This is a genomic window from Sulfurimonas sp. NWX367 (assembly GCF_039667065.1).
Classification (GTDB): domain Bacteria; phylum Campylobacterota; class Campylobacteria; order Campylobacterales; family Sulfurimonadaceae; genus Sulfurimonas; species Sulfurimonas hydrogeniphila.
In genome coordinates this window covers 866,229-880,855 of the sequence record NZ_JALCZM010000001.1, presented here as the reverse complement: position 1 = coordinate 880,855, position 14,627 = coordinate 866,229, and the positions used below count along the sequence as shown (strand labels likewise).

Below are 14,627 nucleotides of genomic sequence, written 5' to 3'. Positions count from 1 at the left end.
CTATAGAGAGAGGGAAACGCCTGGCCCCATTCCGAACCCAGAAGCTAAGCCTCTCATCGCTGATAATACTGCAGGTTTCACTTGTGGGAATGTAGGTCGCTGCCTAGTTGATCAGATTTTTTCTTACTCTTTAACTATTTTATAATCATTGATACTCTTTACATCTAACGACTAATCTTATCCATAGTATTATTTTTATATAATTGTAAAAAAATGGAAAGAGAATGTTATTGGAAAACGGGTGGAAAAATTTTCTCAATGATGAAATTCATAAAGAATATTTTATCAAACTTCTTAAAAAAGTATCTTTGGAATATAAATCAAAAACTGTATTCCCCAATTTTGAAAATATATTTAGAGCTTTTAATTTAGTAAAGCCTTCTGAAGTAAAAGTTGTAATTATAGGACAGGATCCATACCATGGAATAAATCAGGCTACCGGTCTTGCTTTTTCTGTTTGTCCAAAATGTAATATTCCACCTTCGCTAAAAAACATATACAAAGAGTTAGTCGATGATATAGGTTGTAAATATCCGAAAAACGGGGATTTGACACAATGGGCAAAAGAGGGAGTTTTGTTGATTAATGCTGTTTTAACTGTTGAACAGGGGAAGGCAAATTCTCATAAAGATTTTGGCTGGCAAAAGTTTACTGATGCCGTTATTAAAAAACTCTCTGATGAAAAAGAACATTTGGTTTTTATATTATGGGGTGGACCGTCACAAAAAAAAGAGTTTCTCATCGATACAACAAAACATTGTATTATTAAATCTTCTCACCCTTCTCCGCTCTCGGCATACAGAGGTTTTTTTCATTCAAAGCCTTTTTCCAGAGCAAATAAGTATTTGATCAAACATAAGAAAAAGCCTGTTGAATGGTGTCTCAGTGCAGAACAAACTCTGCTATGACAGGCAGATGGTCTGAATAGCCTTTCCCTTTGTGACGTCTTAATCTGCTCCTGGTTGTCTGCCATCTGTAAATCTCTTTTCCTTTAAACAGATAGGGCTTTTCAAAAGCAGCGATACTATGTGGTTTATAATCAATGCCTTTTTTATCAAGAAGTGCGGCTGTGACTAAAATACTGTCCATTGCTTCTTTTTTGCCTCTATAGATATAGCTGTATCTTTTTTCTAATTCAGTGTCATACCATAAGTTGTAAAAATCATAAGGTGCCAGATGTATATTTAGTGATGAATTCTGATACTTTATAGTACCCAGTATATGATTGATACCTGTTATTCCATCTGTGTCATTATGTTTTCTTTTTCTTTTAAAAATTTCATACTCTTCATAATCAGAATTAAAATCACCAAGTGCAATTATATTTTTATTTTTTCCCAGTTCTTCAATTCTTTTTCTGAGTTTTTTTGCAGAGACTATACGCATGCTTTCCGGACCTGCTTTTGATTTCCAATGATTAATTAAGATATACAAATCTTCATTGCCTATTTTAAATTTCACTTCTAAAATATTTCTATATCTGTAGGAAGATGTGACAGCAATTTCATGTGTATATACAAACGGAATTTTACTCAAAATGGCTACTTTGATTGTTGTAGATTTTAAATTGGCAATTTTATAGTACTGGTAATAAACTCCTTCTCTTTTTAAAGTATATCGTAGATCTTTGAGTGCCTGAAGAGATTCTATCTCTTGGAGTCCAATGATATCGGGATTGATATCTTTGATGACTTTTGCAATATTTTTAAGTTTTTTTCTATAATTTTTATCATTCCAATTTGATTTTGCATAAGGAATATATTCTTTATACTCATGTCCGTTTCGTTGCAAATCAAAAAGATTTTCAACATTATATGTTGCAATTTTCAAAGTTGTTTCTCCATACATTAATGTGATAAGCAGAGTTAAAAGAAAGAATACTCTCACTTTATTATACCGTTGAGTCTTAATAGTTGCGTTGTATCGGCATCTCTGCCCATCAGTTCATGAAAAAGTTCTTGCATACTTTGTGAACCGCCACGGTGTAAAATGATATTTTGATATTTTTTTGCTGTAGGGGAATTGAAAATATTTTCATCTACTACGGTGTAAAAAGTATCTGCACTCAGAACTTCGGCCCATTTGTAGCTGTAGTATCCTGCAGCATACCCACCTGAAAATATATGTGAAAATCCGTTTTGGAACTTGTTGTATTTTGGTGGTTTTATCAGTGCGGTTTTTTCTCGTATGGTGTCAAGCAGATTTTGCACTTCATCTCCCTTGTAAACTTTAGTATGCAGTTTAAAATCAAAGAGTGAAAATTCCAATTGTCTGAGCATACCCATTGCAGATAAAAAGTTTTTACTTTTTACGAGTTTATCTATCATTTCATCTGAAATAGTTTCATTTGTTTCATAGTGTTTTGCAAACATTTTGAGAACCTGAGGCTCATAAGCAAAATTTTCTAAAAACTGAGACGGAAATTCAACAGCATCCCATTCTACTCCATTGACACCGCTTACTTCATTTTCATTTACTTCACTCAGAATATGATGCAAAGTATGTCCTGTTTCATGAAAAAGAGTGACAACATCATCATGACGAAGCAGTGAAGGATTTGTATCATTTGATGGAGGAAAACTGCATACTATAAAGGCTGAGGCCAGCTGTTTTTTGCCTGCTTCATCTATGCAGTGTGTTTGCCAGTTATGCATCCATGCTCCGCCCCGTTTTGATTCTCTTGCTTCTAAATCAAGATAGATACGGGCTTTGAGTATGTCATTTTCATACACATCATAGGCATAGGCTTTTTCATGCCACAATTTTTCTTTCACCTGTTTACATGTAACATTAAAAAGCTTATCCAAGAAAGTAAACATCCCTGCAATAACATTTTTTTGTTCAAAATAAGGGCGATACTCCTCTTCATCTATGTCATATTGCTCTTTTTTTAATATTTCTGCATAGTAAGAGGTATCATGGCTCTCCAGTTTGTGTGGAGCGATATTTTGAAGTTCCTGCAGTTCATTTTTTGCCTGGGGAATTGAATTTTCAAGTAAATTTTCTAAAAACCCTAAAACACTTTTTGTATCTTCGGCCATTTTTGTAGCAAGAGAAAGTTCTGCATAGTTTTTGAACCCTAAAAGCTGACTCATCTCCTGTCGCAGTGCCAACAGTTCATCAATTATTTTTGTATTCTGGGGTGCGCGTGAAACATAGGCACGGTAGAGTTCCTCTCGAATTGCTCTGTTCTTTCCATAGGTCATATAGGCTATGTATGATGGCATTTGCAGTGTCAATTTATATTTTACAACGCCATCGTCTTCAAATTTGGCATTTTCTATTTCACTTTTTGGCAAACCTTCTATATCTGCTTCATCAGTAATTATATATTCGTAGGCATTTGTTGCATCAAGCAGGTTTTGAGAAAAGTTATTGGAAAGTTCACTTTTTTTCAAGTTTATTTCCTGGAGCCTCTGTTTTGTTTTTTTATCTAGATGGGCACCGCTTAATTCAAAATGTAAAATATTTAATGCTAAAACTCTTTTTTGTTCACTGTTGAGGGATGTTTGTTCTTTTTGCATTATTTCTTTATATGCATTGTATATTTCAATGTTTTGTGAAAGCTGTGTCGAATACTCTGTAATAAGAGGAAGTGCTTCTGTATAGACCTTTTGTGTTTTTTCAGAGTTGTTTACCGCATTGAGATGAGACAGGGGTGTAAAAAACTGTTCAAGATACTCATCCATCATTTCCAGTGGTTTGACAAAGTCTGCATAGGTTTTTTCTTTTTGCCCAAGTAAGGTTTCTATCTTTTTGTTATTTTTATTGAGATGTTTTTGCAGTTCTTCTATAAAAGTATCCAAGTCACAATCAAATTGTAAAAATTTTGTCATCTATGTTTTCCTTTAGTCCTCAGTGTCTTTTTTCTGTCGCAGAGCACCGTATTTGTTTATGAGAATATTATCATACTTATTTGCATCTTTGATTAACTTTTCTATTGCAGTTTTTCCTTCTTCTTTTGTTAAGGAGGAGTCTACAACCAGATAGGAAAGATATACGCTGTTTTCATTGATAGAAAACTGTAAATAGGAGAGTTTGTTGTTCTCCTGGAGCAAAAAATCATACATCTTTTCAATGTTTTCTTTGGGAATACCGCAAAGCTTGGCATCTCCTATAATAATGCCGTTTTCATAATAGTTTATATTGATTCTTGCAGTTCCCTTGTCTATTCTCCAGGATGATTGGCTTCTTCTTGCCAGGGTAACATTTATGCCCAGGGACTCCAGTATATCTTCTATAAGTTTTGTCGGGCCTATAGGTGTGTAGCCTTTTCGTCTGAGTCTGGCTATTTCAAGTTCTGCTCCACATTTTGGGCAGTAGTCATTTTTTATATCTTTTTCTTGGATAAGATTTTTGCACGAAGGGCATTTAATGACATTTTCTACTCCGAGCTGTTTAAAAGCGGTGAGTGCATCTTGAAGATAATGTACAGGGAGTGCAAAACCCAGATTATTTGCATTTTGAATAATGAAAGTATTGACTCCTGTAACTTCCCCTTTGTCATTTAACAGAGGACCCCCGCTGTTTCCCGGGTTAATGGCAGCGTCAATCTGAATATATTCAAGATCTCCCATAAGTCTGGCTGCACGGGAAACAATTCCCTCTGTCGCTGTATAATTAAGACCGTAAGGGTGCCCAATGGCTATGGTGGTATCACCGTTTTCTACGTTGGTTTTGGCAAGTTTAAGCGGGTTTTTTGGTTGTTTGAATTCATATTTTATAAATGCCAAATCATAATAGGGGTCATCATAAATAACTTTTGCAATACTTCGCTCAAAGTGCTCTGCTTTGATTACAACTTCTCTCAGCCCCGAACATACATGCGAATTTGTAATAATAAGATTATCTATAATAAAACCTGTTCCGCTGCCATAGGGTGTCATTATCTGTATAATGTTTTCAATGTAGGTTTCTAAAAGAGTTTGCGTATTCATTTGCTAGGCCTCATGAAAATCCAGATTTTTTAATGCACTGAAGTAACTGTTTGAAAAATCATTGAGTGAACTGAAATCAAGTTCATCACCAAAAGCGCTCAGCAGTTTATACTGATGTCTGTATCTGGAAACTGTTTCGTCAATTTGAGAGATTATCTCACTTTCTAAAAACTGGTTCTTTTGCGTATCATAATATCCTTTGCATCCCAGCGCATTCATATACTCAGCATAAATGACACAAATATAAATATGGAGTAATTTTCTGGCCGCAGGGTTCAATCCGTAGTTATACAGAGCATACAAGGCTATATAACTGTAAATGGTTGGTATGATTTGAGGATGGCGGTTGTTTTTGTACCATCTGAGCTTTATAAGTGATTCTTCTATAAAGTCAACAAACTCATCATAAGAACTTTTTTCAATTTGGCTGAATGTGTATTTGGCTTCATAAAAGTTTTGACTGAAGTCATCAAAATCAAGCTTTTCAAGACTTAAAATATATTTTGCAAGTTCCGCATTTTTTACTTCTGGCAGTGCTTCTTCATCTGCAAAATAATTTTGAAGTTTTTTTGTCATTTTTTGATAGATTTTAGACTTTGGTACCAAAAGATAGTCAATTTTAAATAAAAAGTTTAGATATAGAAATGCCTGCATACCTATACTGTCCTCTGCCGGCAATGTCTGTATTTTTGCATTAAGCTCTTCTGTCCAAATATGTAAATACTTATACTTTACATGTAACTCGGCAGTGTCAAGTTTTTGAATGTGGCCGATGTCCTCTAACTCTTTTTGTTCGAATTCACTAAGCATGTGTTCTTTGTCGTAATCTGCATTCAGTGCCAGTTCTCTTAAAGGATAAAAAGCTTTCTTGGGGGTCATAGTAATATTGTCAAGACTGAGTTTTAATTTAATATGGTCGCCGTCACTGCAGTAATTTACATAGGTAAACTGGTAATTTCTTTCAAGTGCGTAGCGTTTGAGTGCAACATTTGCATTTTTTGCCTTGACCATAGTCACTTCGGCGTAGAGTTTTTTGTTTGTTGTGAAGCCGTTGATCTTTGCACTGCCTTGATACAGGATAAACTTCAAAGACTCCTTTTCCCGGGTGAGTATAATATTTTGATTGGGAAGACCGTTTTTGTAATTCATCAGAGAGTTGAAAAAGAATGTATAGGCATTTAAAATTTCTTTTTTTTCAAAGGCTTCGTAGGCTTTGTTAAAGAGTTCTTCTTCATTTTCTGCGATATCTGCATGAATACCTCTTCCAAAGCTTTTTGAACAATAGGACTTTGGCCGGAAAAAGTGGAACCAGTTCATAAATTTCCTTTTAGGGATGCCCTTTATTTTAATACCAAATAGATAAGTATAAAGTTTATAACTGTCATTATAGTAAAAGCCCTCTTATAAAAGAGTAAGGGTGATTTTTCAATGAGTGGTGCATTTTTAATAAAGTAGGGTTTTACCTTCTGCGGATGTGTAAGTTCATATTTCATCTCAGAGTAATGCTCATACCTTTGGTCTTTTTGAAGTGCAATAGCACGCATGATAACACTGTCAAGCCAATCAGGTATATTTGAATTGTAATAACTCGGTTTTTTGGCTTCTTTGAATGTCGGGTTTTGAAAGGGTTCTATCTCGCCGTAAGGATATTTCCCCGTAAGACTTAAATAGAGTGTCACACCAATGGCAAAAATTTCGCTTGTTTCACTTATGGACTCTCCTTGAAATCGTTCAGGTGCCAAAAAACTCGGTGTACCGGCGCGGGACTCTTCTGAAAATATCTCTGTAATACTGCCAAAATCAATAACCTTGTATTCTGTATTATCATCGTCAATTTTGGCAATCATGATATTGTTTGGCTTGATATCACCGTGTACAAGATCATATTTAAGTAAAAACTGAGACATGTTTAAAAGTGTTTGCGCAAGTTCCACAGCATCATCTATCGTTACATGTAAGTGTGATGCCAGGTAATTATTTAAATCTTCTCCATCAAAGAGCTGCATAACATAGTATCGGGCACTTCTGTTTTTTGGAATGACAGCCTTTGGGAAAAACTTTGCTTTGAGACGTTTGGCATTCCATGCTTCTTTGACAAACAGATCTAAGATCTGATTATCTTCTTTGGATTCAACCGGTGCAAACTTTATAACATATTGCTTTGTTTTTTTACTTGCAAGCCAGGTTCTTTCATTTTGTATGAGAGGTTTTTCAAGTTTATAGCCGTCTATGGTCTGACCTGCTTTGAGTGACCGTGGAATATCCAGTTTTTGCTGTTTGAGTATCTCTATCTCATCAGCATTGAGTACTTCCAACACAACTGCTGTTGTATCATCAGGAAGATGGTCTTTTGTATGGTTACTTGCTCGCTTGACAAGAGCAATAGCTCCTTTTGAAATATTGTCTTTTATTTCATTTTCAGAAAGCACATTGTACAAACCATCGCTGCAAAGGAGAATTTTATCATTTTTCTGAATAATATTTTCAAAATAGTAGGGTTCTACATCCTCACTGATACCAATAGCCTGCGTCAGGACATTTTCATATCCTTCTTCTTGCATGGCATGGTCAGATGAGAGCTGTGTCAGTGAAGCATCTCTGAGGAGATATACTCTGCTGTCTCCGACATTTACGCCGTATAAACGGTTTCCTTCTATAACAACGAGAGCAAGGGTTGTGATAAGTTCACTGCGTTCATAATTGAGTTGTGATTCTTTATAAAGAATTGTATTTATGGAATTGATAAATGTTTTTATAGATTTTTCGATTGACCATGACTTTGGGCGAATCTTAAAGTTGTTTATAAGATAGGAAGTCACTCTTTTTGCTGCTTGGGCACCTTCTTCGGCACTGCCGACACCATCACAGACTATGGCAACACTCAGGTTGCCGATAGTTGCCATATCATAAAAATCATCTCCGGTCAGTTCTTTGGTCTTTGCAAGTGAGAACCCGGAAGTTTTAATATTACCTTTTGCCATATTGCCCCTTTACATGTAAAGTAGATTATAGCAAAACGGTATTTATTTTAAAGAGTTTTTATGCCTGATTTTTTCTATGTGTGTAATATAAAGCCATACCTGTACAAATCGCTCCGCCAACAATATTTCCCAAAGTTACCGGAATTTCATTCCACAGCCACCACTGTGACACACTTACATTTGCACCAAGCATTATGCCTGCAGGAATAACAAACATATTTACAACGGCGTGTTCAAACCCCTGTCCAAAGAAAGTAAGAATCGGGAGCCACATAGCTGCAATTTTTCCTATTGTTGTTGTAGCTGTCAATGCCATAACGACACCCAAAGACACCATCCAGTTACAAAAAACAGCTTTTAAAAAGACGGTATAGATACCGTCTGCACCTATTTTTTCATATCCGATTGTTTTTGCTTCTGCAATATGCTTAATCATGTCTATGACAGGAGATGATTCCACATGTCCGAATTTTGTAGCAACCAGGCTGTAAAGAGCTGCAAAAAGCAGGCTGCCCAGCAGATTTCCTGTAAAGACCCAGAACCAGTTTACAGAGAGTTTTGCGAACCCGATTTTTTTGTCAAACAAAGATGTCGTCAATAAAGCAAAACTTCCGGTGACAAGCTCCAATCCCAGCAAAACAATCATAACAAAACCGACAGGGAAAATAAGCGCTCCGACAATAGGCAGATGTGTCTGTGTAGAAGCAACAATAGCCAGGGTTGTAGCAACCCCAAGAAGAGCACCCGCAAGGGAACCGCGTATCAATAAATCTTTTACACCCAATCCTGATTTGTATACTCCGGCTGTTACCATTCCATCTACAACTATCTCTGGTTTTACATAACTCATATGAATTCCTTATAATTTTATTTAATAAGTATAGCTTAAATCTGTATACTTAATAGGTTTATAATGATTAATTTTTAATCATTGTCAGCCAAGCTGATTAATGGAAGCAATTCAGAAAAAACAACGGCTCTTTTTGCTTCAACATCCAGCATCTTAAAAACAAGTTCATTGATGTTCTTATCAATATCGGAAACTATTTTATTGAGAGGTATCAGTTTTTCTCTTGGATTTTCATTTGTAAATCTGTTGTATGCCGTATACGGTTCTTGTTTGGAGAGGGCAAAATAGAGCTTACGGCCAAGTTCAAAAAGTTCAAACTCTTCAATATGTCCTGTTTTTGGAATTTTATTGATATTTAAATTAATATCAATGTTTTTTGCCCGTAAATATGCTTGCAGTTGCATGTAAAAACCTATATATGCATGAGAATATTGTGATAAAACCCTGTCATGAAATGCTTCAAAGGATTCATTCTTTAAACGCAGTTTTTTATACTCTGCTACAAGTGTTTCAACAAAATATTTAGAAAATTTCAATGGAGCAGATTTAATAACGGTATAACCGTTTTTTCCTTCACTGACGATTTTTCCGCCTATAGTTATATGAACACCGTCTTGGGTCTGTCCGTTTACTTTTGCTTTGCAGCCCTCAAACCCGATATCTCCTATCTCATGTGTTCCGCAGCCTTTGACACAGGCCGACCAGTACATTCGTACTCTTCCTGACTCAAGAGGCACTGCAGTACTTAAGTACTCAGCCATTTCGATAGCATCTTCTTTGTTCTCAATAACGCCAAAAGCACAATGCTTGGTTCCTGCACAGGCGACAAGGTTGTTAAAGTAAGGCGTGTTTATATTTTTGTATTTAGTGAAAAAAGAATCTTCTAAAAGTGCAGCCGCATCTTTGACGCCTAATATGTAGATATTTTGTTCAACACTGAATCTGATTTCTTGATTGCCGTGTATTTGGCTTAATTCAGATACTTTTATGAGATCGCTTCCTGTAAATATTCCCGAAGGTACGATAACCTGGACTCCAAACGAACCATCGCGTAGTTGGATTTTTCCGTGTTCTGAGTCTACAGGATCTATTTGTGTCATTGTGTCACCGGCGGTGGCAAAATTTACGCCTGCAACATCACGAATGGCTGCAGAAATTTCAGCCATGCCGACAGCCTCAATGAGAAAGTGCAGTCTGTTTTTGTTTCTGTTGTCACGGAAACCATACTTTTGAAAGATTGCTATAAGTGCACCGTAAGCCTGTAAAACTTCTTCTTCGTTTGCCAAAAATATGTCTGCATTTTTTGCAATCATACCGACTCTGCCGCCAAGAAACATATTGTAACCGTATACTCCGTCTTTTTGTGCAAGTACGAGAGAACAGTCATGTCCAAAAACATTACATCTGTTTGCGAGGGAGCCTGAAATCCCGGTATTGAATTTTCTTGGCAGTGTTGAGATCCAATCCGGATTTTTTAAAAATGTTTTTTCGATTTTTTTAAGTAAATCATACGAAGGAAGCACATTGTCAAAACCGTCTTTGTCAAATGGGTCTGTGACGATATTTCTAAAGTTGTCCACACCTGTCTGGTAGGAGGTGAGTCCAACTTCTTCAAGTCCGTTTAAAACAGCAGGCATATCTTCGATATTTAAAAAACGAAGTTCAATTTGTGCTCTGGTTGTGATATCAATATAATCCTGACCGAAATTTTTTGCAATTTCTCCGATTTTTTTTGCCTGAATTGCGTTGAGGTGTCCCCCTGCAACTCTGACTCTCATCATAAACTGCTTCGGCGTGAGACCGTCTTTGTCAAAGATTCCAAAACATTTCAGAAAATATTTTTTGTCTTCATCCTCAATTGCATCATATCCCTTTCGTGCATACTCTGTTATCTTTTCAAAAGCCTCCATAGGATTTTTAAGGTTTTTGACTGTTTCGATTTTATTAACTTTTTTACTTCTAGCTTCATATGCTTTTTCTAATACTTGTAATTGCAAAATATTCTCCATTTTCTCATTTATATTCTTCCGCCGGCTGCAACGCCCCAGGTTGTTCTCCATCGTGTTTTTACCAAACTTATTCCCATGATAGCTACAAGTACAACACCGGCAAATATAATAAAACCAGCCGAATAGCCGTCAAAGGCACCTTTTGACCATCCAAGCGTTTTAATAAGGGCTGTACCCCCGAGTCCGCCGGCTGCACCGATAATCCCCGTCATGATTCCAATATCTTTGCCAAATCGCTGAGGCACAAGTTGAAAAACTGCCCCGTTCGCCATGCCAAGGTTTGCCATTATTGCAAAGAGTACTGCAATTGCAACCCAAAACGGCAGAGTAACAGTTGCATTTACAATTGCCAATGCGGCTACAATACCAAAAAAGATATAAAGTGATTTGACACCACCCATTTTATCTGCAACAGCACCACCGACAGGTCTCAAGACTGCACCGGCAAAAATTGTAAGCGCTCCAAAATAACCGGCAATGACTTTAACATTGGGTTCATTAAATACACTGAGTCCAAAACTACTCATATCGGCTTGATAGGTGTTCATAAGATAAACTTTCATATATCCTGCAAATCCGACAAATCCTCCAAAGCTTACTGCATAAAAGAGGTTAAACCACCAAGTGTCTCTGTCACGTAAGAGTTTGGCATAATCTTTGAGTTTTTTAGGACGGGGCGTGTAAACCTCTTTTGGTGCATCTTTTGCCAAAAAGATGTATGTTACAAAGATTAAGGTTGATAATGCTCCACCAACTAAAAAGACTGCCTGCCACCCCCAAAGTTCTGCTATTTTTGGAGCAAACATAAAGTCAACAACAACACCAATATTGCCGGCACCTGCAATTCCCAAAACGACTCCCTGCAGTTTTGGCGGATACCACTGTCCTGCCTGTGGCAATGCAACCGCAAAAGAAGCACCTGCAAATCCGAGACCGACAGCTACAATCAGGAGTTCATTATAGGTAATGGTCTCTCCTCTGAAATAGGCGTAAAACAGCACAGATATAACAACTGCCTGACTCATAAGCGCTGTTTTTTTCGCACCGAATTTATCAACACCGAATCCAAGTACAATACGAAGCAGTGCTCCTGCCAAAATCGGAATAGAAAGCAGTGTGGCTTTTTGTGAGGCACTCATTATAAATCCGTGCATTGCCAATGATTCACTGATTTCTGTTGCCAATGGGCCTAGCATGGTCCAGACCATAAAGCTAAAATCAAAATAAAGAAAAGCTGCAAAAAGTGTTTTTGCATCGCCTTGACCTTTGAGGGCTTTAAAACTTGCCATATTATACATTCTCCAATGAAATTTAATAGTGTAATTATAGTGAAAAATATTTCCGATTTAAAAATATTATTGATTAAAAAGTAATCAATTTAGAATTTTCAAAAGATTAGAAATTATACAATTTTCATATTAAAGAGTGATTTTCTTGATATATATCAATTTTATCAATTCTCGTTTTTTATACAATTTGTGAAAATTTAAGGAGAGCATTATCATGACATTTACAAATTCGGCTGAATTGTTGTCTTTTCACTGGGTTGCTTACTCTATATATGCTGCAATGATTATTTCTGTTGTTGCATGGTTTGGGTATAACCTGACAAAAAAAGATGCCAAGTCAGTTTTTCGTATTCCATTTTACTGGTATATGGCATTTTTGGTTGCAGGCGGTGTGGGACACCATATTTTTACATACAATACAATTCCGTGGGTGTCACAGGATATTGACAGACATAACATCAAACCGGATGCAAAGTATGAATTTGAGATTAAAAATCATAAGTGGCTGGGTTTGCCAAAACAGATAGTTATACAGTGTGGACAAACGGTTGAGTTTGATGTACACAGCAGAGATCTGGTGTATGGGTTTGGACTCTTTCGTCAAGACGGTTCCATGGTGATGCAGATGCAGGTCAATCCCGGCACGGATGTCAACGGTATCTTGGACTCCAATGATATTTTATGGACATTTAATCATAACGGTGTTTTTGATTTAACATCCACTGAATATTCCGGACCCAGACAGTACAGCGAAGACGGTAAAGATTTAATGCTGGTGAAAGATTTCGTTAAAGTCGTAGGCTGTAAAGATAATGGAGGCATTCAATGAGTTATATAAATACATTAATAAATGGTACAAATTTTGACCATAAAGGCTTAAATGCTTTGCAAAAGGTAACACTCAGACCGGTTGTTATGGCATTTTTATTTTACGGACTGGTCGCTTTGGAGGGTATGATTATGAGAATGGTTGAGGTCGGGCATGTGCCGCTCAATCCTCTGCCTGAGCAGTTTTTTCATCCGGAACATTTCTTTTCCATCATGACGGTACACCCGATTGTCGGTATATTCGGTTCGACCTATCAGCTGGTCTTTGGTGCTTTTACCTTTTTGGTGCCATATCTTACGAAAAAACCGCTTTACAGTGTAAAACTTGCCAACTGGACCTGGATATTGATTACTTTAGGGACTGCTTTGGCATGGATAGCCGCATTTGTATGGCAGTATGCACCGTTATATACATTGTACTGGCCGCTTCCTGCCGATACACACCAGTTTAATGTTATTGGCGGTATTGTCTTTATTCTGGGTGTAGCATTAATTATGGTTGGAACTTTAGGCTTTATCTACAATATATATGCAACAATTTTTGCGCGGGTAGGTATTCATAAAAACAAGACAACAAAAGAACTTTTAATCTCAGGATTTGGTATAGACGGATTTTTAAATCTTATCAACAAGCTGAGAGGAAAACAGCCTTATACAAAAGAGCCGGCTTTGGCACTTCCTGTTGTGGCAATCTTCCGCGGTACGGTAGATACTTTCTTGGATGCACTGGTGATTTTGGGTGCAGGTATTTTAATCCTGGTTTATTTGGTTTTTGATGCAAGCGGACATGCACTTGATGTCACGGCGATTGATGCCCTTTTGTACAAGAACTTTTTTTGGTGGGGGCTTGATTTGGTTGCGGATGGTCTGGTTCTGATTTATGTGGCAGGTTCGTGGTATTTGCTTGCCACATTAATCACCGGACAAAAGCTTTTTATGGAAAATGTTGCCCGTGCGGCGTTAATGCTTGAGCTTTTGGTTTCCTGGATGGTCTGGTCGCATCACCTTCTTGGTGATCAGGGACAACCTGAAATGATGAAACTTATCTCCGGTGAGATGGTGACTGCCTTTGAACTGCTGACCCAGGGACTGGCACTCTTTATTACCCTTGTGACACTTTGGAAGGCCCGTCCTCTGAAAATGACTATGGAACTAAAATACCTTCTCGGCGGACTTGTAGGGTTTGGTCTGGCTGTGCCTGCTGCAATTATCCAGGCAGATATGGGGATGAACAGAGTGTTGCACAATACGCAGTGGATTATCGGTGCGCATGTGCATATTGCTTTGATTGTCGGATTGTATATGACACTCTATTCGGCTCTGTATGTTTTATGGCCATTGGTAACAAACAACACAAAACTCTATTCTCACAAACTGGCAAATACACATTTTTGGCTGCATCTTATTGGCGGTATCGGTATGGGCGCATTTATGGGAATGGCAGGACTTGACGGGATGCTCCGTCGTCACCTTTATGTGGATGGGCAGTTTAATCCAGACATGATATTTGCCGCTATTTTTGGAACGATGCTGCTTGTCGCCTGGGCAGTATTCTTATACAATATTATTATGAGTGTGGGTATCAAAGGCTTAATCGGTATATTTTTGCCTGCAAAAGATGCAACGGCTTCTTATGGGATAGAAGAAGAGTTGGAACCGGCAGATGATCCGGCATTTGCGCAGTAAAAGTTTCATATTTTTTTCGGAATTCAGACAGGGCTTAGTCTTTACAG

11 protein-coding genes and 1 rRNA gene are annotated in these 14,627 nt (G+C 37.3%); 4 read left to right on the top strand and 8 right to left on the bottom strand.

Annotation, left to right across the window (positions count from 1 at the left end; translation table 11 throughout):
* Positions 1 to 108, top strand: a 5S ribosomal RNA gene (rrf, locus tag MNY28_RS04565); the annotation flags it as partial.
* Positions 109 to 224: 116 nt separating this feature from the next.
* On the top strand, positions 225 to 908 hold the full coding sequence (locus MNY28_RS04560; RefSeq protein ID WP_151899872.1) for a uracil-DNA glycosylase: 684 nt from the start codon (positions 225 to 227) through the stop codon (positions 906 to 908).
* Here the strand turns inward: MNY28_RS04560 and MNY28_RS04555 are convergent.
* The 8 genes from MNY28_RS04555 to MNY28_RS04520 all read right to left on the bottom strand — a co-directional run bounded on the left by MNY28_RS04555 (position 883) and on the right by MNY28_RS04520 (position 12,066).
* A complete protein-coding gene (locus tag MNY28_RS04555; RefSeq protein WP_346389028.1) occupies positions 883 to 1,830 on the bottom strand; it encodes an endonuclease/exonuclease/phosphatase family protein in 948 nt (315 codons plus the stop codon). The two genes, MNY28_RS04560 and MNY28_RS04555, sit on opposite strands and share 26 nt — an antisense overlap.
* 53 nt (positions 1,831 to 1,883) lie before the next feature.
* Positions 1,884 to 3,836 (bottom strand): M3 family metallopeptidase, encoded by a 1,953-nt coding sequence (locus MNY28_RS04550; protein ID WP_346389027.1) that lies wholly within the window; start codon positions 3,834 to 3,836, stop codon positions 1,884 to 1,886.
* Positions 3,837 to 3,848: 12 nt separating this feature from the next.
* Positions 3,849 to 4,937: a trypsin-like peptidase domain-containing protein gene (locus MNY28_RS04545; protein WP_151899875.1), complete on the bottom strand. Its 1,089-nt coding sequence runs from the start codon at positions 4,935 to 4,937 to the stop codon at positions 3,849 to 3,851.
* Positions 4,938 to 4,940: 3 nt separating this feature from the next.
* Positions 4,941 to 6,254, bottom strand: a complete 1,314-nt coding sequence (locus MNY28_RS04540) for a hypothetical protein (protein ID WP_151899876.1) — start codon at positions 6,252 to 6,254, stop codon at positions 4,941 to 4,943.
* 23 nt (positions 6,255 to 6,277) lie between these two features.
* The gene (locus MNY28_RS04535; RefSeq protein ID WP_346389026.1) at positions 6,278 to 7,918 is read right to left on the bottom strand and encodes a protein phosphatase 2C domain-containing protein; all 1,641 of its coding nucleotides are present in this window, start codon (positions 7,916 to 7,918) and stop codon (positions 6,278 to 6,280) included.
* 58 nt (positions 7,919 to 7,976) lie between these two features.
* A complete protein-coding gene (locus tag MNY28_RS04530; protein WP_151899878.1) occupies positions 7,977 to 8,768 on the bottom strand; it encodes a formate/nitrite transporter family protein in 792 nt (263 codons plus the stop codon).
* 74 nt (positions 8,769 to 8,842) lie between these two features.
* Positions 8,843 to 10,765 carry a ferredoxin--nitrite reductase gene (locus MNY28_RS04525; RefSeq protein ID WP_346389025.1) on the bottom strand — a complete coding sequence of 641 codons (1,923 nt, stop codon included), beginning with the start codon at positions 10,763 to 10,765 and terminating at the stop codon, positions 8,843 to 8,845.
* 20 nt (positions 10,766 to 10,785) lie between these two features.
* A complete protein-coding gene (locus MNY28_RS04520) occupies positions 10,786 to 12,066 on the bottom strand; it encodes an MFS transporter (RefSeq protein WP_346389024.1) in 1,281 nt (426 codons plus the stop codon).
* A gap of 214 nt (positions 12,067 to 12,280) precedes the next feature.
* Between MNY28_RS04520 and MNY28_RS04515 the strand changes: the two genes are divergently transcribed.
* Positions 12,281 to 12,895 (top strand): hypothetical protein, encoded by a 615-nt coding sequence (locus MNY28_RS04515; RefSeq protein ID WP_151899881.1) that lies wholly within the window; start codon positions 12,281 to 12,283, stop codon positions 12,893 to 12,895.
* Positions 12,892 to 14,580, top strand: coding sequence for a cbb3-type cytochrome c oxidase subunit I (locus tag MNY28_RS04510; protein WP_151899882.1), 1,689 nt, complete (start codon positions 12,892 to 12,894; stop codon positions 14,578 to 14,580). Before MNY28_RS04515 ends, MNY28_RS04510 begins: the two co-directional genes overlap by 4 nt.
* Positions 14,581 to 14,627 lie beyond the last annotated feature (47 nt).